Origin of the sequence: Kribbella sp. NPDC003557, assembly GCF_040610805.1 — a bacterium.
In the GTDB taxonomy this organism is placed as follows: domain Bacteria; phylum Actinomycetota; class Actinomycetes; order Propionibacteriales; family Kribbellaceae; genus Kribbella.
The window spans coordinates 305224-330192 of the sequence record NZ_JBEXMY010000002.1 but is presented as its reverse complement, the minus strand read 5'-3'; the positions used below and the strand labels follow the sequence as shown (position 1 = coordinate 330192).

The 24969-nt window shown below is 67.7% G+C and carries 27 protein-coding genes and 1 riboswitch; of the genes, 7 read left to right on the top strand and 20 right to left on the bottom strand.

From position 1 onward, the window contains the following. Nucleotides 1-65 precede the first annotated feature (65 nt). Both ABZW60_RS07520 and ABZW60_RS07515 read right to left on the bottom strand, forming a co-directional pair. Entirely contained in the window at nucleotides 66-926 is an 861-nt protein-coding gene (locus ABZW60_RS07520; protein ID WP_355474912.1) for an NlpC/P60 family protein, read from the bottom strand. Continuing rightward, a riboswitch (cyclic di-AMP (ydaO/yuaA leader) is annotated at nucleotides 926-1117 on the bottom strand. It overlaps the preceding gene by 1 nt. Before the next feature lie 271 nt (nucleotides 1118-1388). Next, entirely contained in the window at nucleotides 1389-2345 is a 957-nt protein-coding gene (locus ABZW60_RS07515; RefSeq protein WP_355474911.1) for a pyridoxal-phosphate dependent enzyme, read from the bottom strand. Between the two features lie 99 nt (nucleotides 2346-2444). Between ABZW60_RS07515 and ABZW60_RS07510 the strand changes: the two genes are divergently transcribed. Then, entirely contained in the window at nucleotides 2445-2807 is a 363-nt protein-coding gene (locus ABZW60_RS07510) for a YciI family protein (protein ID WP_355474910.1), read from the top strand. A gap of 63 nt (nucleotides 2808-2870) precedes the next feature. On the opposite strand, the gene ABZW60_RS07505 is transcribed toward ABZW60_RS07510, so the two are convergent. Together ABZW60_RS07505 and ABZW60_RS07500 are read right to left on the bottom strand one after the other, a co-directional pair. Beyond that, nucleotides 2871-3056, bottom strand: a complete 186-nt coding sequence (locus tag ABZW60_RS07505; protein WP_355474909.1) for a YegP family protein — start codon at nucleotides 3054-3056, stop codon at nucleotides 2871-2873. A gap of 80 nt (nucleotides 3057-3136) precedes the next feature. Further along, complete coding sequence (locus ABZW60_RS07500; protein ID WP_355474908.1) at nucleotides 3137-3790, bottom strand: TetR/AcrR family transcriptional regulator; 654 nt, start codon at nucleotides 3788-3790, stop codon at nucleotides 3137-3139. A 95-nt stretch (nucleotides 3791-3885) separates the two neighbouring features. On the opposite strand from ABZW60_RS07500, the gene ABZW60_RS07495 reads away from it, so the two are divergent. From ABZW60_RS07495 to ABZW60_RS07485, 3 genes are all read left to right on the top strand, one after another. Then, nucleotides 3886-5310, top strand: a complete 1425-nt coding sequence (locus tag ABZW60_RS07495) for an MFS transporter (RefSeq protein WP_355474907.1) — start codon at nucleotides 3886-3888, stop codon at nucleotides 5308-5310. A gap of 169 nt (nucleotides 5311-5479) precedes the next feature. Beyond that, on the top strand, nucleotides 5480-6553 hold the full coding sequence (locus tag ABZW60_RS07490; RefSeq protein WP_355474906.1) for a serine hydrolase domain-containing protein: 1074 nt from the start codon (nucleotides 5480-5482) through the stop codon (nucleotides 6551-6553). Nucleotides 6554-6641: 88 nt separating this feature from the next. Then, nucleotides 6642-7115, top strand: a complete 474-nt coding sequence (locus tag ABZW60_RS07485; RefSeq protein WP_355474905.1) for a GNAT family N-acetyltransferase — start codon at nucleotides 6642-6644, stop codon at nucleotides 7113-7115. Here the strand turns inward: ABZW60_RS07485 and ABZW60_RS07480 are convergent. Continuing rightward, nucleotides 7062-8267, bottom strand: a complete 1206-nt coding sequence (locus ABZW60_RS07480) for a hypothetical protein (protein WP_355474904.1) — start codon at nucleotides 8265-8267, stop codon at nucleotides 7062-7064. The two genes, ABZW60_RS07485 and ABZW60_RS07480, sit on opposite strands and share 54 nt — an antisense overlap. Continuing rightward, nucleotides 8264-9388 (bottom strand): helix-turn-helix domain-containing protein, encoded by a 1125-nt coding sequence (locus ABZW60_RS07475; protein WP_355474903.1) that lies wholly within the window; start codon nucleotides 9386-9388, stop codon nucleotides 8264-8266. Before ABZW60_RS07475 ends, ABZW60_RS07480 begins: the two co-directional genes overlap by 4 nt. An 808-nt stretch (nucleotides 9389-10196) precedes the next feature. On the opposite strand from ABZW60_RS07475, the gene ABZW60_RS07470 reads away from it, so the two are divergent. Next, nucleotides 10197-10964: a hypothetical protein gene (locus tag ABZW60_RS07470; RefSeq protein WP_355474902.1), complete on the top strand. Its 768-nt coding sequence runs from the start codon at nucleotides 10197-10199 to the stop codon at nucleotides 10962-10964. Nucleotides 10965-11010: 46 nt separating this feature from the next. Here the strand turns inward: ABZW60_RS07470 and ABZW60_RS07465 are convergent, their stop codons facing one another. The 3 genes from ABZW60_RS07465 to ABZW60_RS07455 form a co-directional block, all read right to left on the bottom strand. Further along, nucleotides 11011-11820 (bottom strand): DUF5984 family protein, encoded by an 810-nt coding sequence (locus ABZW60_RS07465; RefSeq protein ID WP_355474901.1) that lies wholly within the window; start codon nucleotides 11818-11820, stop codon nucleotides 11011-11013. A gap of 223 nt (nucleotides 11821-12043) precedes the next feature. Further along, complete coding sequence (locus tag ABZW60_RS07460; protein WP_355474900.1) at nucleotides 12044-13000, bottom strand: NAD(P)-dependent alcohol dehydrogenase; 957 nt, start codon at nucleotides 12998-13000, stop codon at nucleotides 12044-12046. Nucleotides 13001-13032: 32 nt separating this feature from the next. Next, complete coding sequence (locus tag ABZW60_RS07455) at nucleotides 13033-15156, bottom strand: MMPL family transporter (RefSeq protein ID WP_355474899.1); 2124 nt, start codon at nucleotides 15154-15156, stop codon at nucleotides 13033-13035. 155 nt (nucleotides 15157-15311) lie between these two features. Here ABZW60_RS07455 and ABZW60_RS07450 point away from each other — a divergent pair, with 155 nt between their 5' ends. After that, a complete protein-coding gene (locus ABZW60_RS07450) occupies nucleotides 15312-16454 on the top strand; it encodes a sensor histidine kinase (RefSeq protein WP_355474898.1) in 1143 nt (380 codons plus the stop codon). Continuing rightward, nucleotides 16451-17107, top strand: coding sequence for a response regulator transcription factor (locus ABZW60_RS07445; RefSeq protein WP_355474897.1), 657 nt, complete (start codon nucleotides 16451-16453; stop codon nucleotides 17105-17107). Before ABZW60_RS07450 ends, ABZW60_RS07445 begins: the two co-directional genes overlap by 4 nt. A 647-nt stretch (nucleotides 17108-17754) precedes the next feature. Here ABZW60_RS07445 and ABZW60_RS07440 read toward each other — a convergent pair. The 11 genes from ABZW60_RS07440 to ABZW60_RS07390 all read right to left on the bottom strand — a co-directional run bounded on the left by ABZW60_RS07440 (nucleotide 17755) and on the right by ABZW60_RS07390 (nucleotide 24945). Then, nucleotides 17755-18897: a tyrosine-type recombinase/integrase gene (locus ABZW60_RS07440; protein ID WP_355474896.1), complete on the bottom strand. Its 1143-nt coding sequence runs from the start codon at nucleotides 18895-18897 to the stop codon at nucleotides 17755-17757. Next, the gene (locus ABZW60_RS07435; protein WP_131466493.1) at nucleotides 18897-19106 is read right to left on the bottom strand and encodes an excisionase family DNA-binding protein; all 210 of its coding nucleotides are present in this window, start codon (nucleotides 19104-19106) and stop codon (nucleotides 18897-18899) included. The genes ABZW60_RS07440 and ABZW60_RS07435 overlap by 1 nt, the downstream gene beginning before the upstream one ends. A gap of 15 nt (nucleotides 19107-19121) precedes the next feature. Further along, a complete protein-coding gene (locus ABZW60_RS07430; protein WP_355474895.1) occupies nucleotides 19122-20792 on the bottom strand; it encodes a replication initiator in 1671 nt (556 codons plus the stop codon). A 13-nt stretch (nucleotides 20793-20805) separates the two neighbouring features. Next, nucleotides 20806-21006 (bottom strand): hypothetical protein, encoded by a 201-nt coding sequence (locus ABZW60_RS07425; protein ID WP_355474894.1) that lies wholly within the window; start codon nucleotides 21004-21006, stop codon nucleotides 20806-20808. Further along, nucleotides 21006-21467, bottom strand: coding sequence for a WhiB family transcriptional regulator (locus tag ABZW60_RS07420; RefSeq protein ID WP_355474893.1), 462 nt, complete (start codon nucleotides 21465-21467; stop codon nucleotides 21006-21008). The genes ABZW60_RS07425 and ABZW60_RS07420 overlap by 1 nt, the downstream gene beginning before the upstream one ends. After that, the gene (locus ABZW60_RS07415; protein WP_355474892.1) at nucleotides 21464-22906 is read right to left on the bottom strand and encodes an FtsK/SpoIIIE domain-containing protein; all 1443 of its coding nucleotides are present in this window, start codon (nucleotides 22904-22906) and stop codon (nucleotides 21464-21466) included. Before ABZW60_RS07415 ends, ABZW60_RS07420 begins: the two co-directional genes overlap by 4 nt. A 4-nt stretch (nucleotides 22907-22910) precedes the next feature. After that, on the bottom strand, nucleotides 22911-23186 hold the full coding sequence (locus ABZW60_RS07410; protein WP_355474891.1) for a hypothetical protein: 276 nt from the start codon (nucleotides 23184-23186) through the stop codon (nucleotides 22911-22913). A gap of 6 nt (nucleotides 23187-23192) precedes the next feature. Next, a complete protein-coding gene (locus tag ABZW60_RS07405) occupies nucleotides 23193-23465 on the bottom strand; it encodes a hypothetical protein (RefSeq protein ID WP_132326247.1) in 273 nt (90 codons plus the stop codon). Between the two features lie 270 nt (nucleotides 23466-23735). After that, nucleotides 23736-23987 carry a hypothetical protein gene (locus tag ABZW60_RS07400; RefSeq protein WP_355474890.1) on the bottom strand — a complete coding sequence of 84 codons (252 nt, stop codon included), beginning with the start codon at nucleotides 23985-23987 and terminating at the stop codon, nucleotides 23736-23738. Further along, nucleotides 23987-24457, bottom strand: coding sequence for a hypothetical protein (locus tag ABZW60_RS07395; RefSeq protein ID WP_355474889.1), 471 nt, complete (start codon nucleotides 24455-24457; stop codon nucleotides 23987-23989). Before ABZW60_RS07395 ends, ABZW60_RS07400 begins: the two co-directional genes overlap by 1 nt. A gap of 26 nt (nucleotides 24458-24483) precedes the next feature. Then, a complete protein-coding gene (locus ABZW60_RS07390) occupies nucleotides 24484-24945 on the bottom strand; it encodes a plasmid replication, integration and excision activator (protein WP_355474888.1) in 462 nt (153 codons plus the stop codon). Nucleotides 24946-24969: the final 24 nt, after the last annotated feature.

Sequence of the window (24969 nt, the reverse complement as noted above, 5' to 3'; positions counted from 1 at the left end):
TGGGGGGATAGGACGCTGACGACCGGCGGCGCCCAGTTGGGGGGAAGGGCGCCGACGGTCAGGGCTCAGGCGCGGCCGAAGGCCACGTTGCTGGCCCAGATCTTCGACTTCTTCACCGGGGTGCCCGGCTTCGACGAGTGCCACAGCATGTTCCCGCCGGCGTAGATGCCGACGTGGTACACACCGCCACCGCCGTTGCGGAAGAAGATCAGGTCACCCGGCTTGGCGGCTTTGCGGCTGATGTGCTTGGTCGCGCTGTACTGCTGGCGCGACGTGCGCGGCAGCTTCTTGCCGGCCTTCTTGTACACGTAGCCGGTGTACCCGGAGCAGTCGAAGCCGCGAGGAGTCGTGCCGCCGTAGCGGTACGGCGTGCCCTTGAGCTTGGCCGCCTCCCGGAGCACCTTGGCCCGGAACGTGCCGACGGAGCCGGTGGACTTGCCGTAGGGACCGTAGAGCACCTTGTGCTTGGCGGCCCAGGTCAGCCGGCCCCAGGTCTTCTTGTCGGTGTAGCCGGTGGCCTTGAGACCCCAGGAGGTCTGGAACTTCTTCAGCACCCGGACGGTGCTGGTGCCGAAGTAGCCGTCGGGACCGAGGTGCAGGGCCTTCTGGACGTACTTGACGGTCGGGCCGCGGTCCCGGAAGCGGAGCAGCGGCTTGCTCGCGATGCTCCAGTAACCACGCGGGGTGGTGGTCGCGGTGGTGGAGCTGGTCGACGCCGAGGCGGCCGAGGTGGTCGTCACGGACAGTGCGGCACCGCCGCCGACAGCGAGGCCGACGGAAAGAACGGCCGCTGCGGCCCGGGGCGCACCCGGGCGGGTGGTCTTGCGGTGCTTCGCCAGGGTCCGGCCGGTGGGCCGGTCGGTACTGGACTCGGCGGTCTGGCTGACGGCGCGCAGAAGCGACGTCCGTCGGGCAGTGACGGGCATGGTGGTCTCCCGACGCCTGCGAGGTTAGCTGTCGGGTTCGGGCTGGGATTCATAGCCCGGTCCGCTCCCGCGGACTTCACCCCAGGGTTCCGACCACTCACGGTCGAGACCCAACCTCCTGGGTCCCCCACCTCCGCCATGGTTGTTCGAGGGGAGCACACGAGCCTGGCGGAGCTCGGCGTTGACTCGTGTGCGGTTCGTGTTGTTTACCGAACCGCCGACGACTGTATAACAGAACGATCACGACGCAAACCCTCAGATCCACAAAGTCGCTCCGGAAAGGCCCTGAGAGGGCCCCTGACGGCTCAGCAAGCCGGGGTGAACACCAGGTGTCCTGAGCGCGTCTGAGCGGGGCGCAGGCGGCAAATGAGGGCTTCAGTGTGGCCTGCGTCACATTTGATGGTGGCTTTCTGTGACAACGGGCACAGAGGGTGGTCAGGGCACCCTAAAGTCCTTGCGTATTCAGCTACTTCCGAGCAGCTCGTGGAAGCGCTCCAACCCCACGTTCCCGCCGGACAGCACCACTCCGACGCGCTCCGGCAGCCCGTGGATCCGCCCGGCCAGCAGGGCGGCCAGCGCGCTCGCCCCGCTGGGCTCCAGCACGATCTTCAGCCGCTCGAACGCGAACGCCATCGCGGCCACGATCTCCTCGTCGCTGACCAGCTCGAACGCCTCGACCAGCCGCTGGTTCACCGCGAACGTGAGCTCGCCGGGCGTCGAGATCGCCTGTCCGTCCGCGATAGTCCGCGGTACGGCGATCTCGACCCGCTCGCCCGCCGCGAGCGACCGGGCGTGGTCGTCACCCGCGGCCGGCTCGACGCCGATCATCCGGATCCCGGGGGACAGCAGCGTCGCCGCGGTCGCGCACCCGGCCATCAGTCCGCCGCCGCCGACCGGGACGAGCAGGGCGCCGAGATGCCCGACCTCCTCGATCAGCTCGAGCGCCACCGTGCCCTGCCCGGCCATCACGTCGGGGTGGTCGTACGGCGGGATCAGCGGCCGCCCGCGCTCCGCGGCCAGCTCGTGGGCCAGCGCGCTCCGGTCCTGCGTGTACCGGTCGTACGTCACCACCTCGGCGCCGTACCCGCGGGTCGCGGCCAGCTTGGTCGGCGGGGCGTCCTCGGGCATCAGGATCACCGCCGACGTCCCGGCGAGGCGGGCCGCCAGCGCGACGGCCTGCGCGTGATTGCCCGACGAGTACGCCGCGACGCCCGTCGCGAGCTGCTCCGGGGTGAGCTTGCTGATCGCGTTGTACGCGCCGCGGAACTTGAACGCGCCGATCCGCTGGAAGTTCTCCGCCTTCAGGAACACCTGCGCCCCGACCCGTTCGTCGAGCGTGCGCGAGGTGAGGACCGGCGTACGGTGCGCGACCCCGGCGAGGCGGCCGGCGGCGGCCCGGACATCTGTGAGACTCAGCACGATCAGACGTTATCCGGGGCGATGTCAAAGTGCGCCGACCCGCTCCGTACTGATCTGTGAGAGGCGCCCGTACCGGGGGCCGGGTCCGAAGGAGACATCGTGAAGTACCTACTGGTCCTGAACATCAACCCCGACGTGCTCGCCGCGCTGAGCGAGGAGGAGCAGCAGGCCATCGGCAGCGGGCACCAGAAGTTCATGGACACGATCAAGGCGTCCGGTGAGTTCCACAGCACGGTCGCGCTGCAGCAGCCGGAGCGGTCCGCGGTCGTCAGGGTCCGCAACGGGCTGCCGGCCGTCACCGACGGGCCGTTCGTGGAGTCGAAGGAGTTCCTCGGCGGCTACTACCTGGTCGACGTGGCGTCGCGTGAGCGCGCTTGCGAGCTGGCCGCGATGATCCCGGACGCCGGGATCGAGGGCCTCGGCGTCGAGGTCCGCGGCGTCGAGTTCGCGGACGGTCTCTGACCGTTCGAGCACAAAGGGGGTTCTCCACGGTCCTGTGGAGAACCCCCTTGTTCTGTTGGGGTTTCAGTCGGTCTGGTCGTCGACGTTCGCCTCGGCAGCGTTCCGCTTGATCGAGTCGATCCCGTTCAGCGCGGCGGCCTTGGAGCCGTAGCTCTCGCTGCTGGTGGCGATGACCTCGCCGTTGCCCGCCTTCAGGCGGAACCGGAACTCACCGGACTTGTCCTTGTACAGCTCGAACTTCCCCGCCATCGGTGTACCTCCATAGAGAGTGGTATCGCTCCGCTTCGGAGCGTAGTCCCCTGAACACTCCCGCGCGGGGCGCACACGCCCTAGGCGACGACGCCGCGGATCCCGGCGACGACCAGATCGATACCGACCTCGTAGTACCGCTCCTGGGACGACGAGCAGATCAGCGAGTCGGCGGCCGCGGTGATCAGCGGATACCGCTCGGGGGACAGGGCGCCGAGCCCGGCCCGCTTCCGGCGGATCGACGCCTCGCGGGCCTCCGGGTCGTTCACCTCGCGGACGATCGGGTCGGTGGTGACGAGGGCGATCAGCGAGCAGAACGACTGCCGGCCGACCTCGGCCGCGTCGTCGACGGAGAAACCGCCCTTGACCAGCAGCTCCAGTGCCCGCTCGGCCATCGCGAGGCCGGGCTCGGCGACCAGGATCCGTGGCAGCGTCAGGTCCGCCAGCCGCGGATGCGCCCGCAAGGCGTTGACGAACGCGGTCAGCAGCGCGTGCAGCTGCCGGTCCCACGGCTCGTCGGTCGGCTCCGGCAGGACGACGTTCGCGATCAGCCGATCGGCCAGCGCCGCATGCAGGTCGTCCTTGTCCTTGAAGTGCCGGTAGAGCGCCATCGGGGTGACGTCGTGCTGCGCGGCCAGCTTCCGGAACGAGATCGCGGCCAGCCCTTCGGCGTCCGCGAAGGCCAGCGCGGTGTCGACGATCTTGTCCGGGTCGAGGCGCTCTTTGGTGATCACGTTGACAAGTTTACACCGTAGACCTAGTGTCTACTCCGTAAGCTTACGCCGTATACATACGGTGTAGACCTGAGACTTCCGAATGAGGTACGGCGATGCGACGCAGTCCTTGGGCCACCCTGGCGGTGCTGGCTCTCGCGCAGTTCATCGTGGTGCTCGACGTGACGATCGTGAATGTCGCGCTGCCCCACATCCAGGCGGACCTGAATTTCTCCGCCGACTCCTTGCAGTGGGTGATCAACGCCTACACGTTGCTCTTCGGCGGCTTCCTGCTGCTCGGCGGGCGGATGGCCGACCTGCTCGGGCCGCGCCGCGTGTTCACTGCCGGCCTGCTGCTGTTCGGCGTCACGTCGCTGGTCGCCGGGCTGTCGAACTCACCCGAGTTCCTGATCGGCGCCCGGGCGGTGCAGGGTCTCGGCGGCGCGCTGCTGTCGCCGTCCGCGCTGGCGATCCTGACCATGACCTTCGCGCACGGACGCGAGCGCAACATCGCGATGGGTGTCTGGGGCGGCCTCGCCGGCCTGGGCGGGACGCTCGGGGTGGTCGCCGGCGGCGTGCTGGTCGATTCGCTGAGCTGGCAGTGGGTGTTCTTCGTCAACGTGCCGATCGTGCTCGCGCTGGTCGCGCTGATCCCGGTCTTCGTGCAGGACGTGCGGCACGCGACAGGCCGCCGGACCTTCGACACTCTGGGCGCTGTGCTCGGCACTGCCGGGCTGATGGCTGTTGTCTACGGTGTGGTGCGCTCGGAGCCGTCGGGGTGGGGTTCGTTCGAGGTTGTCGGCGTACTGACGGCCGGTGTTGTGATGCTGGCGGCGTTCGTGTTCGTCGAGTCCCGGTCGGCGGCTCCGCTCGTCCCGTTGCGGCTGTTCCGGTCGCGGGCGCTGAGCGTGTCCGGTGCGTCGCTGGCGCTGAACGGCGCCGGGTTCCTGTCGATGTTCTTCCTGACCGCTATCTATCTGCAGCAGGTGCGTGGGGACAGTGCGCTCGACGCGGGCATCCACTTCCTGCCGATGGGCGGCGCGGCGATCGTCGGTGCGATTCTCGCGTCGCAGCTGGTGCAGCGGTTCGGTACGCGGACGGTCCAGCTGGCCGGTGCGGTGCTCAGCGTCACGGGACTGCTGCTGCTGTCGCAGGCGGACGCGACCGGTAGCTACAGTTCGGAGCTTCTGCCCGGTCTGATCATCTTCGGGTTCGGCATCATCGGTGTCGGCGTGCCGGGGCAGATCAGCGCGGTCTCCGAGGTCCGTCCCGCCGAGGCCGGCGCGGCGTCGGGTGTCGTCAACGCGATGTACCAGGTGGGCGGCGCGCTCGGGCTGGCGATCGTCACGACGCTGTCGATCACGCACACCACCAACGAGCTGACCCACGGCGCGACTCAGCTCCAGGCGCTCCAGTCCGGCTACGAGCGCGGCCTGCTCGCAGCCGCCGCCTTCGCCGTCGCGAACGTCCTGCTGACCTTCGCCACCCCGCAGCTCCAGCCCACGTCCGAGCAGCTCACCGAAGCCACCGCCGCCGCATAAGTTGCTACCGGCAACGTCCGCGACCTCCGGGGGCCTGTCTCTCCTGGGCGCCGGAACGACTGCTGGACAACTAGGTGAGTTCTGTAGTCGCCTCACCGGGTGATCCCTGATGTGTCTGCGGCCCCTGAGCTGAAGGCTTGGGGGACCGCAAACACATGAGGAGATCGGGATGCTGGTGGCATTGGTGACAGCTGCGGCGATGGCCGTGGGTCCTTCGGTCAATTCGCCGCAGGAGTTGCAGAAAGGACTCGACGGCGTCGTCGCGATCGGCGCGCTCGCCGAAGTACGGGACGGCGGCAACGTTTGGCGGGGCAGCAGCGGGGTCGCGGAACTGGGGAGTTCGCGGAAGGTACCGGTCGCGGGGCGGTTCCGGATCGGCAGCGTCACGAAGACGTTCGTCGCCACCGTCGTCCTGCAACTCGTCGCCGAGCAGCGGATCCGGCTCGACGACTCGGTGGAGCGCTGGTTGCCGGGTGTCGTCCCGAACGGCGCGAACATCACGGTGCGCCAGTTGCTCAACCACACCAGCGGTTTGTACGACTTCAAGGACACGCTGCCGATGCCGCCGAGTCCCGACTTCTACGCGCTGCAGTACCGGACCTGGACCGCGACCGAGCAGATCCAGCGGGCGCTCGCGCATCCGCCGGTGTTCGACGAGCCGGGCTCGCAGTACGACTACTCGAACACGAACTACCTGCTGATCGGCGAGATCATCGAGAAAGCCACCGGCCGGACGTACGCCGAGGAGGTCGAGCGGCGCCTGATCCGCCCGCTCGGGCTGCACGGTACGACGCTGCCCGGTACGTCGCCCTCCATCAAGGGACCGCACCCGCACGGGTACCTGCCCAAGGACGGCGCGATGGTCGACTTCACCGAGCTCAACCCGACGCTGTTCGGCGCGGCCGGCGACATGATCTCCACGACCCGCGACCTGAACCGGTTCTTCGCGGCCCTGCTCGGCGGGCACCTGCTCCCGGCCCGGCTGCTCGACGCGATGAAGACGCCGGGCACCCCGGACGGCCGGTACGGCCTGGGCCTGTCGTGGCACGACACGGCCTGCAAGGTACGGGTCTACGGCAACGACGGTGACGCCCTCGCGTACCAGGCCTACTCGTTCGCCACCGAGGACACCCGCCGGCAGGTCACCGTTGCCGTCACCCCACACCTCCCGGACAACCCGGACGCGTCCGTCGACGCGTTCATCGACCAGGTGATCTGCCGGGAAACCGGTCACCCGATGTGACATTGTCCGCTCGGCGGTTTGGTGATCCTGGGAAACGGCGACACTGGTATGGATGCCTTGTTGCCATCTCCCGAAGGGGTCCGGGACCTTGGAACTCGCCATGCTCGGTGCCGACGACTGGCCGATCGCCCGGGAGGTGCGCCTCCGGGCCCTGAAGGATTCACCGTCGGCGTACATCGCCGACTACGAGGCCGAGGTGACCGTCGGTGAGGACGGCTGGCGTGAGCGCTTCTCCCGGATGCACTGGGTGGTCGCCCGCGACGAGGCGCGGATCATCGGCCAGGCCAGCTCGGTGCGGGTCGCGGATCGCCCGCCGGACGAACGCCACATCGAGTCGGTCTGGGTCGACCCGCGGTACCGCCGCACCGGCGTACTGCGGGCCGTCCTCGCCGAACTCGCGGCGGTCGAGCCCGACGTCACCGAGTGGCGGGTGTGGGTGCTGGACACGAACGCGATCGCACGTCAGGTGTACGACCGCCTCGGGTTCAGCCCCACCGGTGAGCGTCAGTTACTTGAGGACCATTCCGGCCGGTGCGAGATTCGTCTCGGATTCCGTCGCTAAGCCGTAGCCGCAGGACACCCAGTTCGACAGCCGGAGGTGGCGCAGCGCGTCCTGCTTGCTCAGCCGCGCCGGCAGGTTGCTGAGCATCTTCTGCCACAGCTCCTCGTCCTCCTGCCAGCTTTCGATGAACTCCACGCACAGCTTCGAGGAGATCTTCAGGGCCCACGTCTCCGCGGTTTCCAGCGACGCCTCGATGCGGCGGTACTCGGTGTCGTCGAACGACGACTTCGCCGCCCGCACGCCGGCGAGCGTCTCGGTGATCGTCTTCAGCCGGATGCCCTTGAAGTAGTCCCAGTACGACGGCTCCATCGCGATCCGCAGCTGTTCCTCGAAGGCCGAGCCCGACTGGCCCTCGAACGCCGCGTACAGCCCCTCGGCCAGCAGGTCGCCGAACTCCTCGCGGGCCGCGCGCTGCGGATCCGCGAACGGGTCGTACTCCAGCTGCCGGACCTCGCCGATCTTCGGGATCGCCCGCCGGGCCGCGTGCCGGGCGAAGAAGAACCAGTCCTCGTTGTAGATGTCGGCGAAGAACGACAGCTCCGGGCGTTGCAGGTCGACGCCGAGCACCGCGCCGCTGACGAACACGTCCTGGGACCCGACCAGGCGGCGTGCGTGGCACACCACCGAGTTGTCCGGGAAGTCCCTGCTGGCCATCGAGGCGACCGGGTGCCGGTCCAGGTACCCGGTGAGTCGCCGGACGTCGCGCGCCTTGAGCTGCCGGATGTCGTCGTCGACGAACAGGATCTTGTTCCAGCCGAGCAGCCGGCCGAGCAGCAGGCCGATGTTGCGCTTCGCGCTGAGATCGCTGGCGCGACCTGCCGAGGCCTTCTGGAACTTGTCGGCGGAGGTCATCGGGGCCGGGCACGGCGGCCGGAAGCCCCGGGGGACGTCGATGACGAGCGCCTGGGCGCCGAAGGTGTCCTTGACCCGCTGGACGACCTGCCCGACCTGTGCGCTGTGGCTGCACAGGATGACCAGCGGCACGTTCAGCTCGGCGGACAGCGTGATGACGCTCTGCAGCTCCGACGCCGGCCGCGCGGCCGGGACGACGATCGCGTCCAGACGCGTGTTCGCGGAGGCAGAGACCGGAGCGGATCCGTCGAACAGCAGGCCCGCGTGCGACGCCTTGATTTGTCTGGTCCGGCGGCTCATGCGTCCTCGTCCTCCGGGGACCACTCGAAGAGGCGGTTGTCCTCGATCTCCAGGTCCGGCGTGACGGCCTCGCCGTTGATGACCGGCACGCGCATCAGCAAGCCGTACACGCCGCCGGGGAACCTGTTGGCCAGGTAGACCTCGTTGCGTTCCCGGACGGCGTCGTCGGTCAGCATCCGGACCGCGCCCAGGACGCCGCGGCTGTAGACGCCGTTGCAGATCGTGATGGTCCGGCTGTGGTTGAACGGGTTGGGCAGCCGCGCGAACAGCGCGACGTCCTCGACCAGCTCCCTGGGGGTGTCGCCCTTCCACGCGTCCTGGGCCTGTTCCGCCTCGAGCTCGGCCTTGCTCGGTGCGTCGTCCTCCGCGGCGCCCTTGCGCTCCTCCCACTGCGGCCGGTACTCGCGACCGTCGCGCGACCGGAAGATCTCGCCGTCGGCCAGGTCCGGGACCGACATCTGCCGGATCGGCAGGTTGTCGAGGACCCGCAGCAGCCGGCTGGTGACCCGGTTCCAGGCGATACCGCCGATCAGGATCAGATGGCCGGACATGTGGTCGGCGCTCACCTCGGACGGGAGCCGGTGGCGGACCCGCAGCTCCGGGTTGGAGGCGCGCACGTGCCCCCACATCTCGATCAGCGCGTCGAGGTCGGCGTACTTGTACAGCCGGGTGTGGTTCGGGTTGTCCTCGTCCGCGAGCGGCGAACGGCCGAGCTCCGGAACCTCCGGGCAGATCAGCGTGATCCGGCCGGACTCGAAGTCGAACGTGTACGAGCTGCTGGACGACGACGGCCCCGTCTGCAGGTGGCGGATGTTGTCCCGCAGCGTCATCAGCTCGCGGTGCAGCGTGGTGAAGCGCTCGCGCTCGGCCGGGCTCAGGTCCTGCTCGCGCGGCAGCCGCTCGAGGGTCGGCGACATCGCGAAGAACAGCGCGTACGACCGCAGCCGGTCCTCCGGCGGAAGTTTCGGGTTGGACTGCGACTCCCACGAGCTGATCGTCGCCACGGCGACCCGGACGTCGGCGCTGAGCGCCTGGGACACGTCCTTCTGGGTCAGCCCCGCGGTCTCCCGGAGATCCCGGAGTCGTCTGGCGAGTCGTACGGCCTCTGCAGAAGGGGCCACTGTCACTCCCGAAAAATGGTCGACCGACTGCGGGGATCGACTGGTGCTGGACCCCGCTCTACCTGACTCCACCGAGCCCCGCTGTATCGCGCACCGCCGGGGGTCACCTGACCGTGCTGTCGCCGTACGACTTGGGGGCTCTGGTACGGCTCCGATCGCCATTGCTCCTGACAAACTGGCGATTGACCGCAGTTACACCGTGGATCTACCGTAATACTGAAGTCGACCTGAAGCCAACTGAAACCACGCGACGCGCGGAGAACAGGAGCCACCGAGGAGCCGGACGGGGTGTTCGGCACGACCTGAGCAGGTGCCCGATGCGCAACTCAGCAGCCGTACCGACGATCGCGACCGGCGATCTCGAGGCGATCGAGGCATTGGAATCGGGTCACTGGCGAACCGCCCTGCGGGTGCTCGGCGCCGGCCGGTACGCCTACCTCGCGGCGAACCTGCGCACGGTGGCGCGCGCGATGGCGTTCCGCGTTGGCTGGGGTGTTGGGGAGTTGTCGGCGGGATCGCTCTGGGCTTCACGCAGTTCCTCTGGGCGATCGAACCCGCCGACAGGCACAGCCGACCTGACCCCAACGGTTCGGGGTCGTGGGTGCGTCTACCAATTATGATCCCCATCAGGCTCTGTCCGCTCGTACTCGCACTTCTCGTACTGCCGGCGTGCGGGAACGAGGCGGCGGCGAGTTCCGCGCCGAGTCCTTCAACACCGACAGCGGTTCGCTCAGTGGATCCGTCTCACTTGGATCCGTCGCAGGTACCGCAAGGTCCTCCGACTCCGGCGTTCCTCGCCCGTGCGCGGGTGGTCGCGGACGCCGTCCGCGCCGCTGGGATCCCGCCGTCTCCCGAAGGGATCTTCCTCTACACGTCCCGCACACCGGGCCTCATGTTCGACACCAGCGAGCAGGAGGCCGCGTGGGGCGCCGGGTACGTCACCATCGGGCCAGGCGTGAAACTCGGATCAGCCGGCAGCACCCGCATCGAGTTCGGCGACGGGTCGAATGTCTCGGCGACCGTTCTCGATCCGCGGCGCGCACTGACCGAAGCGATCGGGACGCCGTACGACAACTGCGGCCACCTCGCCGTACCGGCATCGAAGTGCAAGCTCACCATCACCGCCGGCTCCTTGAAAACAGCCGAAGTCGAAACGAGCAGAGGCCGCACGACCGTCCCCGCGTGGTCGTTCACCGTCCGAGGCTTGTCGAGACCGATCGTCGCCGTGGCAATCTCTCAGGACGTCCTCAAGCCCCTCGCCGAACCCACCCCTCCAGCCGGCCTCGCCGAGCCGAACCGCGACGTCCCTGTCGTCGGCAGACTCACCCGGGTCGAAGGCAACACCATCACCTTCAACCTCCACCACGGCGCCTGCGACGCCAACCTCCGGGCCCACGCCATCGAGTACGACGACATGGTCCTCATCGGCGGATCCCACACCACCAAGCAAGTAGCCTGCCGAGCCATCGGCCTGAGCACACCAGCCACCCTCACTCTGACCCACCCCCTAGGCACCCGCCCCATCATCAACGCCACCACAGGCACCAGACTCACCTTCTACCCACACCTCAGGTAGGCCCCTGGAACGGCTTCATGCGGCGCCTTGCCGGCGAACGAGCTCCCTAGGCCGTTGGGGCGCTGGCCCGTTGAGCGTCGCCAAGCAGCAGGCGGGCACCTTGGCGGACAGCGTTCCGATCGGTCTTCGGAGAGCGCTCGAGGTTCTCCGCAAGCCAATGCCGCCGGTCCTCGTGTTCCCGCCGCAGATCGACGAGGTCAAGGTCCACGCCAGGTAGCCCGCCGCGGCGCTCCAACTCCTCAACTCGCTGCCCCATGGCGTCCATCAGTTCGCGGTCAAGGGTGTGCACGGCCTCGACGTACGCCGCGGTCGGGACGCTGAGCCGGACTGCTGGGTCGGCGGTGAAGCCGATCTCGCCGTCGTCCTCGTGCCGCCAATCGATGGTGATCTCGTCGCGATCACCGCCGGTGGTACGCCAGAACCGGAGCTGGGGAGGATTGCGCAGGTAACCGAGGTCCAGGCAATGCTCGCCCTGCCAGATCGCGGCGGTGACGGCTGGATGGTCGGGCACATCTGCGTCCTCGGTGCCGGTGCGTTCCTCATCCGGTTCGGCCACGAACTCGAGCGGGTCACACGTCCACTGCGCGGGGTGGGAGGCGACGAACGGCTGCAGATCATCGGGCACTGGCTCTAGCACCTCCGGTGTAAGGGCGATGACGTCTTCCCAGAGCCTGGCCAGGTAGTAATCGACGTAGGGATTCGGATCCACCTGCCGGGTGCGACGCAGCAGCTCCTGCCCGCTCGCTTCGATCCAGAACCAGCCCTCGGTGAGCGCGAACCATTGAAGCCTCGGTTGGTCACTGCCCCACGGCGAGACCTCATCCAGTGGGCACAGCTCGAACCGGAATCTGATCATTGACGCAGTATCCAGTAACGTCCGGCGGTCGAGTCCGGATCTGGCCGATCCACGCCGGCTTGGCAGCTATGGGGCTGGGGAGATGCGCCTCCGCGATCTGCAGCACTCGCAACCTCGTCGCTGTCGGCTGGTCGTCGGCCGACGTGTCAGCGGTCGAACGCCGCCTTCTGTGATGACCAGCGATGTGCTGTAGGCGACATCGCTGCAGCTGATCGGCGGGCGCTCAGGGTGGGGTGACTACGACCTTGCCGAGGGCGTGGCCCTCGCCGACGTATGCGAGGGCTCGTGGTACCTCGTCGAGCGTGAAGGTACGGTCGATGTGGATGCTCACGTCACCGGCGACGCACAGGTCGGCCAGCGGCTCGAAGTAACGGGGGCCCTGCTTGACGGCGAGCACCCCGAGCCGGCGGCGGGTGAGTCGCCCGGCGGCGGCGCCGATCGTGAGCACACGCAGCAGTGCCCGGACGGATCCTCCTACGCACCGGTACCGGCCGCCCGGAGCTAGCGCCCGCCGATAGTCGAACACCGACCGGTGAGCGACGAGATCCAAGATGAGGTCGTACGGCTCGTGATCGCGGGTGAAGTCCTCGCGGCGGTAGTCGATCACCTCGTCGGCACCGAGCGCTTTCATGAACTCGAGCTTGCCGCCGTTGTCGACACCGGTCACGTGAGCACCGAGGCGCTTGGCCAGCTGGATGGCGAAGGAGCCCGACCCTCCACCACCACCGTTGATCAACGCCCGACGCCCGGTCGCGGCGCCCACCGTGCCCTGCACAGCGATCGCGCCGGCCTGCGGAATCGTCGATGCCTCGGCAAACGTCAACCCGCCGGGCTTGGGGGCGAGTGACGCAACGGAGGCGACGGCGTACTGGGCGAAGCCGCCCATGAGCTGGAGATTGTCGCCGTAGACCTCGTCACCTGGCTGGAACCGAGTGACGCCGGCGCCGACGGCCTCGACCCAGCCGGCGATGTCCGAGCCGAGCGTCGGGCGTCTCGGCGCGCGCAATCCACCGAGCCGCGCGTAGAACGGCGATCCACGAAGGGACTCCCAGTCGCTGAGATTGACCGACGTCGCCGCGACCTTCACCAGCACCTGTCCAGCGGCGGGCGATGGCATCGTGACGTCCTCGACCCGCAATTCGTCGGGCCGCCCGTATCTCTCGTAGATGACAGCCTTCATGTCCCCTCCACCGCGGCCATGGATCGATCGTGTCATCTCTGCCAGGACATGTCCGAGCTCGGACGCGCATTCGTCCGGGGCAACCGCCGGTTGGACCATGCCGGCGTCCACCAGTTCGCGTCGCCCAGCAGCTTCATCAGGGCCGGTACGAGAATCAGCCGAACGACCGTTGCGTCGACCAGGACCGCGGTGGCCAGGCCCAGGCCGAACATCTTGGCCGTCGGGTCGTCGGTAAGGGAGAAGCTGACGAAGACCGTGATCATGATCAGCGCTGCCGACGTGATCACGCGGCCGGTGGTGGTGATGCCGTGGATGGTCGAGGCGGTGTTGTCATGGGTACGCACGTACTCCTCGCGGATCCGGGTGAGGAGGAAGACTTCGTAGTCCATCGAGAGCCCGAACACCACGGCGAACATGAACATCGGGATGAACGGGAGGATCGGAATGGTCGACTCCAGCCCGATCAGGTCCGCGGCCCAGCCCCACTGGAAGATCATCACGATGACGCCGAAGGAAGCGCCGATGCTGAGCAGGTTCATCAGCGCGGCCTTCAGCGGTACGACGACCGACCGGAAGACCACGGTCAGCAGCACGACGGACAAGAGGATCACGGCGCCGATGAACCACGGCAGCCGATCGTTGACCCGCGCCCCCACATCCGCGAGGGTCGCCGTCTGACCACCGACATGAGCCTTCGCCGGACTGTTCCGCAGTACCGAAGGAAAGACCTCCGCGCGCAGCCGCTTGACGGTCGTCATCGTGGCATCGTCCTGCGGTCCGGTCGTCGGTACGGCGATCAGCGTCGCGACACCGGCCGCGGTGTTCACCGCAGGTGGTGCGACCGACGCGATGCCCTGATCGGCGCGGACGGCGTCGAACAGCGGCTGTACGACGCCCGGATCGCGCGAGACGTCGACGGCGATCACCAGCGGACCGTTGCTACCGGCACCGAATCCCGCGGCGACCAGGTCGTAGGCCCGGCGTTCGGTGCGTTGCACGGGAAGTGCGCCGTCATCGGGTGTACCGACGCGGAGTGCGAGCACGGGTGCGGCCAGCGCCAGCAGCAGCACGGTGGCGCTGACGGCGTACGCGGTGGCGTGCTTGGACACGTGTCCCGCCCACCGCTGCCACCCCGAACCAGGAGACGACTGCACCCGCCGTACCCGAAGGCGGTTGATCCAGTGCCCGGCCAGACCCAGGAACGCGGGCAGCAAGGTGATCGAAGCGAGCACCATGGTCAGCACGATCAGCGAGACCGCGATCCCGCCCGCGGTGATGAACGGTACGCCGGCCACCACCAGCCCGAGAATCGCGATCACGACCGTGCCGCCGGCGAAGAGCACAGCCTGTCCGGCCGTCGCGACCGCACTCCCGACCGACTCCGCGACCGACATCCCCCGGGCCAGGTACTCCCGGTGCCGCGTGACGATGATCAGCGCGTAGTCGATACCCACGCCGAGCCCGATCATGCTGCCGAGCACGGGCGCCCAACTGGGCAGGTCGACGAGATACGTGACCAAGGACAGCGAACTGATCGCGAGCGCGAGCCCGAACACCGCCATCCCGATCGGCAGACCCATCGCGATGATCGACCCGAACGCGAGCAGCAGGATCACCATCGCGGCGATCAACCCGACCGCCTCACCGAGACCGGCCTGGCCTTGCTCGAACGCATAGAAGAGATCCCCGCCCAGCTCGATCCGCAGCGGCGAGTCCACCGCCGCCAGGGTCTTGAGCTGCTCGAGGTCGCTCGGCTCGAGCTTCTCGAGTACCGGGTACTGCAGCCGGATGAGCCCGACGCGACCGTCCGGCGAAATGACGGGATCGCCGGCCCTCAGCACGTGCGGCAACGACGCGGCCGCCGACTGAATCCGTAGCAGAGCGGTCCGCAGGTCAGGCGAGTTGAGCGTCGATGTCGAGTCGCGCGGAGTCATGACCACCTGCGCCGTGAGCCCGGCCTGATCCGCTCCCGCGGCCGACAGCAGGTCGGTGGCGGCCTGCGAATCCACGCCGGGCGCCCCGAACGACTCCTCGAGTTTCTTGCCGAAGGCGCCGGATGCCGCGATCACGAGCGCGGCGACAACCAGCCACGCCCCGATCACCACCCAGGGGCGACGTGCGGCGTACCGGCCCAGTCTGTACAGATGCGACCTCATCATGGATCCCTTCGGCGAGAGTTGGGTTCAGCGTGCGGCCGGACAGGCGGCCGCCACCTCGGGCGATGGGCCGGACTTCCGTCGGCCGAACAGCCAGGTCGCGTCCCGTACTTTGAGCCGATCCGCTCGGCGCCTGGAGTCCTTACGCTGTGGGCATGCTGAGAAACGCCGTCCGCTCGCTGCTGGCCGAGCCGCGAGCGCCCGAGCCACCCAGGCGGGTGTGGCGCGACTGGGTGCTCGTCGGCGGCCTGCTGCTGGCGGTCGTTCTCGAAGGCGTGTTCCGCGAGGACGTCGTGTGGAGACCTGCCGCGATCGTGATCGCCGTCGTCGTCGCGTGCGCTCTGCTGTGGCGTCGTACCCGTCCGTTGACGGTGGTGGCCGCTGTGTTCGGCGTCCTGATCGTGATCAACCTCGTCACCCTGGCCACCGGGAACGCGACCTTCGGGCTCTACTCGATGATCTGCGTGGTGCTGCTGCCGTACTCACTGGCTCGCTGGGGATCCGGCCGCGAGATCCTCATCGGGCTGGTGTTCATCGTGGTGGCGCTGGTGCTGGGAATCGCCAGCGACTTCACCGGATACGCCGAAGCGGCGTTCGGAAGCATGTTCCTGCTCTTCCCCGCGACACTCGGGCTCGCGGTCCGCTATCGGTGGACGGCCCGGAACCGCGAGTTGGGCCAGGTGCGACTCCGCGAGCGCGAACTGTTGGCCCGGGAGTTGCACGACACGGTCGCTCATCATGTGTCGGCGATCGTCATCCGAGCCCAGGCCGGCCGAGCCGTCGCGGCCACCCGCCCGGAAGCAGCGGTCGACGCGCTCGCCGTCATCGAGGCGGAGGGGACGCGGACTCTGGCCGAGATGCGGGCGATGGTCGGCGTCCTGCGCGATGACGGTACGGCGGCACTCGTCCCACAGCCGGGAGTGGGCGACCTGGAGCGGCTCGCCCGGAGCGTCGGGGACCGGCCGCGGGTCGAGGTCGAGATGTCGGGCGACCTCGGCGACCTCGGGCCGGCGGTCGGCGCGGCGATCTATCGCATCGCGCAGGAGTCGATCACGAACGCCGTACGGCATGCCCGGCAGGCAACCCGCATCGACGTCCGGCTGACGTCGTACGACGACTCGGTCCGGCTGACCGTCCGCGACGACGGGGAAGCGACCTCGAGGAACCCCGGAGGTTATGGCCTGGTGGGGATGGCCGAGCGCGCGACGCTGCTCGGCGGCACGCTCGCCGCGGGTCCTGATCCGGACCGGGGCTGGTCCGTCGACGTGGTGCTGCCCCGAACGGCGGGCGGCCGATGACGATCCGGGTACTCGTCGCCGACGATCAGGATCTCGTCCGGACCGGCCTCGCGATGATCCTCGATGCCCAGCCTGGTATCGAGGTGGTCGCTCAGGCGGCCGACGGTTCGGAAGCAGTCGAGTTCGCTCGCCGGCTGCGGCCCGACGTGTGCCTGCTCGACATCAGGATGCCCGGCCTGGACGGGATCGCGGCGACCCGCGAACTGGCCGGACCCGGCGTCGCTGACCCGCTGCCGATCGTGGTGATCACCACCTTCGATCTCGACGAGTACGTGTACGGCGCTCTGAAGGCCGGAGCGCGTGGATTCCTGCTCAAGGACGCCGGGCCGGACCTTCTGGTGCAGGCGATCCACGCCGCCGCCAACGGAGACGCACTGATCGCCCCGCGGATCACCGCCCGCCTGCTGGCCGCGTTCTCCGAGCCACCGACCGGCCGCTCGGCAGTCCAACCGGTCGAGCCGCTGACCGCCCGCGAGGAACAGGTCCTGCTCGCGACAGCCGCTGGTCGCACCAACGCCGAGATAGCAACCGAACTACACATCAGCCTCAGCACCGTGAAGACCCACCTGACCGCAGTAATGAGCAAGATCAACGCCCGAAACCGAGTCGAAATAGCCATCTGGGCCTACGAAACCGGCCGCATCAAGCCGTAGGTAAGAGATGGTTGCTTCGTGCTCGGAGGGATGTGGCTCAGCGAGAGTTGCTAGGGCTGGCGGGGCGGCGATTGTGGAGGCTGCCGGCCGGGAGAAGTGTGGACGCCGGATGCGGGTTTCACCACTGAGATCGGTACGGCGATCGAGCCGGACAACCCTGCGGCGGGTCTGGTACCAACTGCGGGACGCGGTCATGTCGGGGGAGATACGCCTTCACGGTCTGTGACACTCGTGTGTGACCTTGCTCCTACGGCTCGGCGAACCGCCGCACATCGACGCCAGAGCCGGCGAGAGGCAGCAGTTGGCGTGCGCAGGTGAGCTGTGGAGTGCCGACGTGCGTCGGTCACGGGCACGCGGTAGCGCGCAGCAGGCTGGCGCGAGCCCAGCAGACCGCGAGCGCCAGCTCGCAGATTGCCGGCGTTAGCTGAAGGGGGGTGGGAGCTCGCGGAGTGGACGCGGTGAGGAGCGATGCGACGAAGGTAGCGGCCGGGTAGCGTGCATGGGAAAGAAAAATCCCTCCCCGGTGCCCGGAGAGGGTGGTGGTGGTCAGGGGCGGTCTCGAACCGCCGACCTTCCGCTTTTCAGGCGCGTACATAACCGCAGGTCAGAGGCCATGTACGCGCCTTTCGTGCGCTCCACATGCAACATCAGTCGATCTTGATCGTACGGGGGAGCCGGGCCGCCGATCCCTTCTCGGCGATCTCGCTCAGCGCCTTGGCGACCTCACGGTCACGCCCGTCGACGGCGTGGATATACCGCTGTGCAGCCACCGCTGTGGAGTGGCCGGCGCGCTTCATCAGGTCGACGGTGCTTGCTCCCGATGCCGCCGCGAGGCTCTGGCCGGTGTGACGAAGGTCGTGGAAGGTCAGCGTCAGCCCGACCTTCTTCCGGGCACGGACGAACGCCTGATAGATCGCGTTGCCGCGCATCCGCTGACCGTCACGACCGATGAAGAAGAACTCCGGTCCGGCGAACTCCTCGGCGTGCGCGGTCAATAACGGCCAGACATGGGGAGGTACAGAGACTTCCCGCTTGCCCGCCTGAGTCTTCGGGTCCTTCTCAAACTTCCGCGACGATTCGAGCAGCTCGACCCAGTTCTTCCGAACCCAAACCTCTTTGTTCTCCGTGTCGATATCGGCGGTTCGCAGAGCGCAGACCTCGCCACGTCGCAGCGTGCACCAGGCAGCCACCGCGACCGCAGCGCGATACCGAGGAGTGATCGCGTCAATGAGCTGGCCTACCTGATCCGGCGTAGCGATAGGACGCTCAGATGCTTTGTCTGCGCCGGCACCCGGGATCTGGCATGGGTTCTTGACGATCGCCTCGTCCCGCACCGCGGCATTCATCACGGCTCGCAGGAACCGATATGACTGCGCGATCGAGGTCTTGCCACCGGTACCGCGACGAGCCTTCGAGTACCACTTGCGTACGACGGGTGGCGTGATGCTCCGCAACGGCAGGTCCAGGAGATCCACCATGTGTAGGCGCATGTTCCGGCGACAGGTCTCCTCCCAGCGCTCGCCGACCTCTTCGTTCTCGGTCAGATAGGCATCGGCGTACTCCCGAAACGGGACCTTCCCCAGCTCCTCATCTTGCCAAGCGCCGCTGCTGAGGTCAGCCTCCACCTTGAGGAGCCAGCGGTCAGCATCGCGCTCTGTCCTGAACGGTGCGGGAGCCGGTTGCCGAATGCCGTTCCGTCCGATATAGGACGCCTGGAACTTGCCGGACGGAAGCTTGCGGACACTGCCGAACGTACGGCGCGGCTTCTTGTTCTTCTCATCCTTGGTCATCAGGCGACCACCCTGCCGCCGCTCCATCGCAGCTCGATCGGGTCGACTGTCTGCTCTTCGATGTATGCCGTCAGCACGTCCTCAGGGATGCGCACGTGACGACCTACGCGAACGAAGTGGATACGTCGTTCCTCGATCAGTCGGCGCGGAAATCGCTCGGTGGTGCCCAGCACTGCGGCAGCTTGGGCGATCGTAAGTAGCTTCCTCACTCCGTTGCTCCCCGTCTATGCCGCCGAGCTGGCGGCCAGTTGGTCGGTTGCCGAATTGGGTTTGTCAGGTGGTGATGTGCCGTCGCGGGCGCGTTGTTTGGCTGCCTCGTACTGCTCGCGCCAGCGGATGCGTTTGGTGACGCTGTAGGCCAGGACTTCCTTCTGAGTGGGTGCGTCCTCGTCGCCGGGGCGGACGGGTGTCCAGATGAACCGCGGTTGTTCGTCGTCGCTGGTGGTCTGGGCGACGGACAGCGCGGTTTGGTCGTCCATCTCGACGCCGGCGGCGGCCAGGGTTTGCCGGATGACTTCGGCCCGGTCGGCGCGGTGATCGGTCAGGGTCTTGCCGGTCCACTGGCGGGAGACCAGGACGCGACGTCCACCAAGACCGAGGTGTTCACGGTCGTGAGCTTTGCTGTCGCACTCGCCGGGGACGAGGCTGCCGGTCGCGTCCTTCGGGGTGACCCCGTACAGGAGCCAGTTCGCGCAGGCCGGCGAGCAGGGCAGCACCTTGACGTGCTCGTGAAGCCGGTTCAGGTGGTCGAGCTGGGCCGGGTGCAGGTCGGCGCGGTCGTCGCCATAGGTCTCGCCGATCGCCTTGCCGAGGTACTTGGTCAGGTAGCCGATTGCCTTGCCGACCTTGGCGTCTGAGTCCGCGACGATGCCCTTGTAGTCGACCTGTTCACCGAACCTGACGACGTGCGCGGGGCGCGATCCGGGGTCGGCGGCGAGGTCGTCTAGTGCGTCGTCCCAGGTGGGCAGCAGCGCGCCTGTGGTGGGGTCGAGGAAGCGTTCAACGCCGTCGTCCCAGACAGGGAGGTCAGCGCCGGTCTGAGAGCTGTACAGGGGCGTCTCATGATCTGGCCACCACACCTGGTGGTACGTCGCGGCGGCGACCTGCCGGACGAGCTCACGTGGCACGGTGCCCCGGACTGCCATATGCAGATGCGGGGCGAGGCGCTTCTGTGGCTCGACCACGGCGAAGTACTGCGCCTTGTACCCGGCGCAGCGACGCAGGTTCTGAACGAATCGGTCAACGCCCTTGGAGAAGTGCAGCGCGTCGAGCGCGGCGCGGCGGTAGTCGTAGGTCGACGGGTCGACCGGTGTCGACAGCACGGGCGAGGTCGGGCTGTGGTCGACGCCGCACGAGCACGGCACGAGCTTGCCCTTGACCCGGTACGGGAGACGGTGCGTCGCGCCGTACGATTCGAGCGTGAGCGTGATGAACATCGACGGGCGGTAGGTCTTGCCGTTGGGTGCGCGGAACGTCGTACCGACCGTGCGCTTGTCCATCGGGACCCGTGGCAGGTCCGGCGCGTCCTGACGTCGACGGGTGGACCGGACGCGGCGCGTGGGTTCTTCGTCGGTGCCGGCGTCCTCGGGTTCGGCTTGGTCCTCGTCCTCGAGCTGGTCAGTGTCGGCGGGGAGTTCGAGTTCGGTGTCTCGGTGCCAGCCTTCGCGGCACTGCTGCATCCGCAGTCGCCGGTTCGCCTCAGCACACGGAGGGCACTTGCTGATCAGCGTCGATCCGCAGGAGACGCCGACGATGCGCTCAGTCCCGGTCTCGGTGTCGACAACCCGGTTCAGGATCGGCCGGACGCAGACGCCGTTGGTGATCGCGAGGTCTTGTACAACGTCCAGCGGGAAGCGGTCCAGCGTGATCCTGCCGTGCGTTGCGGTGTTGGTCATCTGGACTACCTCCCTACTGGTTCAGATCCGGCGTCGCGCGCTCGGATCGTTCGTGTTTGCTGGGGATTCGGGCTGTGAGGTAGCAGCGGACGCCGGCGGCTCCTTGATTGGTGTGGAGCAGGCCGGAGCCGTCGAGTTGGAACACGACGGCAAGCACCTGAACCATGACCTCGATCTCTTCCGGGTCCCCGGACAACCGCATCTGCACGGTCATCAGGCCGCGGACCGCTCGGTGTCGGCGTCGCGCGGGAGCGGCAGGGGTTTGGTGGGGTCGAGCGCGTTGGGTCCGGGCGTCCATTCGGCTCGACAGGCGGCGGGCAGCGGCCAGGGTGCGATCCGTGCCCAGTACGCCGAGAGTCCGGCGAGCTTGGTTGTGATGGCGTCCCGGTCCGTGTCGGTGGTGCCACCCCAGACGCCTTGTTCGTCGTTGAGCAGCGCGGATGCGAGGCAGGATCGGCGGACCGGGCAACTCGCGCAGACGGTCTGCGCGGCGTCGGTCTGTTCCTTGACGGTGGGTTCCTCGTTGCAGAACGCGGGATCGGTGCTGCCGAGGCAGGCAGCTCGGTCACGCCAACCCCGGACGATCCATTGGTTGACGGTGACCCGCATCGGAAGCGGTAGTTGCGGCGTGAGTGGCAGTGCGAGTTGGCCGGCGACCTGAACCTTGGCGTTCATGCGGCTTCACCGCTCTCGACCACTTCACCGTCAACCGTGTTCGGGTTGATCAGGGTCACGTCCTGGCGACTGGCCTCGATCGCGCCGTGTGGCGTGAACCGGGTTGCCATGTCCCGGATCGCGTCGTCACTCATGTAGGCAGCCCGGACCCGTCCAGGCTCCCGCTTGCCCTCCTGGAGGACGTAGGCGACGCCAGGCAGCGACTCGGGGATCCGGTCGCACTCGGCTCCGAGATCCCGCGCGCCCTCGCCGAGCGCCATTTCGACCTGCAGCTCGTTGTCGAGGCGCATAGCGATCTTGGTCGAGAACAGCTCGCGCCAGGTGACCACGTCCTTGGTGACCAGTAACGAGGTTGCGAACACTGAGAAGCCAGGAGCGCGGCCCTTGCCGAGCAGTCGACCGAGGGCTACATCGATCCGGGCGGACAGCTGACGACCCTTCGTACCCGGCAGCAACACGGTGAGCTGCATCAGCTCGTCAATGACGATCAGCACGAACGGGGTTTCCCGCGACGCGGTGAACTTGCGGACCTTGCCCCGCAGCAGCTTCGTGCGGTCGTCGAGGTAATCCGCGTCCTCTTCCAGCATCTCGGCCATGGCCTCGTAGTCGTCGGCCTCGTACCGCTCGAACAGCTCGCGGCCGAACTCCAGCTCCATCCCGCCCTTGGGGTCGATGCCGTGCACGACGACCAGGCCGGCCTTGATGTACGGCGCGAGCGCCCAGAGGAGCGACCAGAGCACTGAGGACTTTCCGGCACCGGAGACGCCGCAGACGAAGATGTGCCGATCCACGACCTTCAGCCGCCACGGCGTACCGTCCTCGCAGTACCCGAGCACCAGGCCGTCCAGGTCCCTCACGTTCAGACGCGCCGGGTGCAGCATCGGGGCGATGGTCTTGCGCAGCGAGTCGGCAGTGAAGAAATCCACCCACACCTGACCCGGTTCCAGCTCCCGTACCGCAACTCGCCGAGCCTTTGCGGCGTGCCGCAGATCCGGGATTGCCTCCATAACCTGATCGGTTCGCACACCGAGCGGCAGGTCGAGCAGTACCGAGTCGATACAGCCGGTCGACCGGACCTTGAGGATGCGCGGACGGAGAATCCATCCGGTCATCTCGTCGGTCACCGACAGCCCCAGGCGGCCCATCCAGAACCACCAGCGCGGCGCGTACCGAAACCAGCGGCGGTACCAGGCCTTCACCCGGTAGACGACGTGGATATAGAACGACGTCCGCCACGCCAGCGCCCACACCGTGAGGACCGCGACTAGGACGCCGGCACCGATCAGCGGTCGAGTCCAGCCTTGTGTTACGCCGTAGACGGCCAGTGCCGGAGTCCCGAATAGCGGCAGCATCACGCCGGGGTGACGGAGCTGCGATGCGACCATGCGCCCGAACGGGAAGTCGCCCGCGGCTTTCCTGCCTGTCCTGATCTTGCCCATGGTTCTACTTGCCTCCTCTCTCGTGCTTGGCGAACCGACGCTCCACGACCAGCAGATGACTCCAGGCCTGTTCAAGGGCGGTCATCGCGCCAATCGCTCCGCTGTTCGCGTCCGGGTCCGGCACACTTGCCAGCACCCGCGTTGTCTTCTGCAGTTGGCTCCTGGCGTCGTCCAGCTCGTTCATCAAGCCGCGCAGCTTCGCCATGGCGTCGAGGTCGTTTGTCACGTCCAAGGCGCGGGCCCACTGGTCCAGGAACCGGCACCTGCCAGCAATCGCCATGACTGATCAGCCCCTCTCGTGAACGGCGAACCCGCGCAGCGCCTGGTCGACAGCAACGACCGTCAGATCCAGGCGTCCAAGCGCCGTCGCCAGCGAGCCCCGTACGTCATCCTTGGGGGCCTTGGACAACGACCGCGCCACCGTTCGAACCCTGTCCTGCGCGTCCAGCAACCGGCCCATGAGCTTGTGCAGCTCGCCCGATGCGTCTTCGTCGTTCCGCACGCCAAGCGCATCGGCCCAGCCGTCTAGGTCTCTGCGCGTTGCGAACAGCCCAGCCATCACTTCTCTCCTCTCAGATGGAGCTCGAACTTCCGAGCCACAACGGCTACCTCCGACCAGAGGTTGACGGCCTCCTGTACGGCCTGCCGGGTAGCGACTCGAAGGTCACCGTCAGGGCACCGCCGCAACGACTGGTCGATCCACAGCACGCGAGCCGCTGAATCGACCAGCCGTTGCCTCAGCGGCTGGATCTCGGCAAGGGCTTGGGTGTCATTGCCAGCGCCGAGGACGCGAGCCCAACGGTCGAGTTCCTTCGTTCGGCCGGCCACGTCACAACCCCCGCTCGTGCAACAGAAAGTCGCGCTTGACCCAGAACAGGCCCTCCTGCACGAAATCGAGCCGGTCGACCACGAGGGCCGCGAGACCCCGAACGTCTAGCCCGCGCAGCCGGTCGCACACGGCCGAGTAGTCCTCGCGTTCTGTTTGCACCGCGTGCTCCACCCGGACGAGCTGCACGAACGCCGCGTCGTCGTCTCCCACGCCGAGAGCAGTCGCCCACGCGTCCAGGTCTCGGCGCTGCATCAGAGCCAGCCCTCAGCGCGCAGAATCCGGCTGCCGGGACGGTCGACCATGTCGAAGTCGTCCTCGTCGTCCGACTCGTCTCCGAAGTCGTCGTCGAGAGGGTTGTCTTCGACAGTTGGGTCATCGTGACGCTCCCACGCCGTACCCGCGACCACGACCGGAACGAATGGCACCGGCTCGTCAAGCAGTTGCTCAAGGCACCGGTCGTGGTCGTGCTCATTCCACTCGATCGAACCGAACACGTCCACGAACGCGCACGGTTCGCCGTTCGGGAGTACACCCAGTGCCCCGGCAAGGTCGCAGCGAGCCCGCTCGGTCAGGGCATCGAGTGCGTCCAGCACCGACAGGTCATGGACGTACAGCCCAATGCGCCCGACCTTCAGCACCACCCACGGGGTACCGCCGCCGCCTTTGGTGAACAGGTCATGCCCCAGCGCCGTATCCGGCTCAACGTGCGCGTCGACGGTCATCGACAGCTCCCCGCGGACTGCCACGATCAGGCCGCCTTGCCGCTCGCAGCAGGCCGGGACTGACCCGGCATGTTCTTCGGTGCCGTGACCGCCGTCGCCCGGAAGGACCAGCCCTGACGAGCGCGGCATCGGTGACCCCTGCCGTCCTCCGGGCCCGTGCACGAGCGGGTGTCCACCCAGGGTGCCGCCGTCAGGCCTTCGAGGTGGATCGGCGTGAACGGCAGCCCCGGCAGGGACTCCGGAAGTACGGGCTGAACGTCGGCCAGGAGGCGCACGACGAACGTCCGGTCGTTCTTCTTGGTGTCGGGGTCGGGGTCCATGACCTCGACCTTCCAGACCAGGGTCTCGGACTCCTTGTCCCGAGCCTGCACCGGGCGATCCTTGGTCGACCGCTCGAAGTCGAGTTCCGGTTCGACCGGACCCACGGCGTACAGGCCGTACGGGAAGGCGAGCCCGAACTGAACCATCACTCGGCGCGGCATACCCATAGCAAGTCCTCCATTACACTCTGA

What these genes read in the sequence shown, in the direction of transcription:
- ABZW60_RS07395 (WP_355474889.1), bottom strand. Translation starts at nt 24,457, where the DNA reads ATGACCGTCGACGCGCACGTTGAGCCGGATACGGCGCTGGGGCATGAC.
- ABZW60_RS07415 (WP_355474892.1), bottom strand. Translation starts at nt 22,906, where the DNA reads ATGGGCAAGATCAGGACAGGCAGGAAAGCCGCGGGCGACTTCCCGTTC.
- ABZW60_RS07505 (WP_355474909.1), bottom strand. Translation starts at nt 3,056, where the DNA reads ATGGCGGGGAAGTTCGAGCTGTACAAGGACAAGTCCGGTGAGTTCCGG.
- ABZW60_RS07520 (WP_355474912.1), bottom strand. Translation starts at nt 926, where the DNA reads ATGCCCGTCACTGCCCGACGGACGTCGCTTCTGCGCGCCGTCAGCCAG.
- ABZW60_RS07445 (WP_355474897.1), top strand. Translation starts at nt 16,451, where the DNA reads ATGACGATCCGGGTACTCGTCGCCGACGATCAGGATCTCGTCCGGACC.
- ABZW60_RS07495 (WP_355474907.1), top strand. Translation starts at nt 3,886, where the DNA reads ATGCGACGCAGTCCTTGGGCCACCCTGGCGGTGCTGGCTCTCGCGCAG.
- ABZW60_RS07480 (WP_355474904.1), bottom strand. Translation starts at nt 8,267, where the DNA reads ATGAGCCGCCGGACCAGACAAATCAAGGCGTCGCACGCGGGCCTGCTG.
- ABZW60_RS07450 (WP_355474898.1), top strand. Translation starts at nt 15,312, where the DNA reads ATGCTGAGAAACGCCGTCCGCTCGCTGCTGGCCGAGCCGCGAGCGCCC.
- ABZW60_RS07440 (WP_355474896.1), bottom strand. Translation starts at nt 18,897, where the DNA reads ATGACCAAGGATGAGAAGAACAAGAAGCCGCGCCGTACGTTCGGCAGT.
- ABZW60_RS07405 (WP_132326247.1), bottom strand. Translation starts at nt 23,465, where the DNA reads ATGGCTGGGCTGTTCGCAACGCGCAGAGACCTAGACGGCTGGGCCGAT.
- ABZW60_RS07455 (WP_355474899.1), bottom strand. Translation starts at nt 15,156, where the DNA reads ATGAGGTCGCATCTGTACAGACTGGGCCGGTACGCCGCACGTCGCCCC.
- ABZW60_RS07490 (WP_355474906.1), top strand. Translation starts at nt 5,480, where the DNA reads ATGCTGGTGGCATTGGTGACAGCTGCGGCGATGGCCGTGGGTCCTTCG.
- ABZW60_RS07410 (WP_355474891.1), bottom strand. Translation starts at nt 23,186, where the DNA reads ATGGCGATTGCTGGCAGGTGCCGGTTCCTGGACCAGTGGGCCCGCGCC.
- ABZW60_RS07430 (WP_355474895.1), bottom strand. Translation starts at nt 20,792, where the DNA reads ATGACCAACACCGCAACGCACGGCAGGATCACGCTGGACCGCTTCCCG.
- ABZW60_RS07465 (WP_355474901.1), bottom strand. Translation starts at nt 11,820, where the DNA reads ATGATCAGATTCCGGTTCGAGCTGTGCCCACTGGATGAGGTCTCGCCG.
- ABZW60_RS07420 (WP_355474893.1), bottom strand. Translation starts at nt 21,467, where the DNA reads ATGAACGCCAAGGTTCAGGTCGCCGGCCAACTCGCACTGCCACTCACG.
- ABZW60_RS07400 (WP_355474890.1), bottom strand. Translation starts at nt 23,987, where the DNA reads ATGCAGCGCCGAGACCTGGACGCGTGGGCGACTGCTCTCGGCGTGGGA.
- ABZW60_RS07460 (WP_355474900.1), bottom strand. Translation starts at nt 13,000, where the DNA reads ATGAAGGCTGTCATCTACGAGAGATACGGGCGGCCCGACGAATTGCGG.
- ABZW60_RS07425 (WP_355474894.1), bottom strand. Translation starts at nt 21,006, where the DNA reads ATGACCGTGCAGATGCGGTTGTCCGGGGACCCGGAAGAGATCGAGGTC.
- ABZW60_RS07390 (WP_355474888.1), bottom strand. Translation starts at nt 24,945, where the DNA reads ATGGGTATGCCGCGCCGAGTGATGGTTCAGTTCGGGCTCGCCTTCCCG.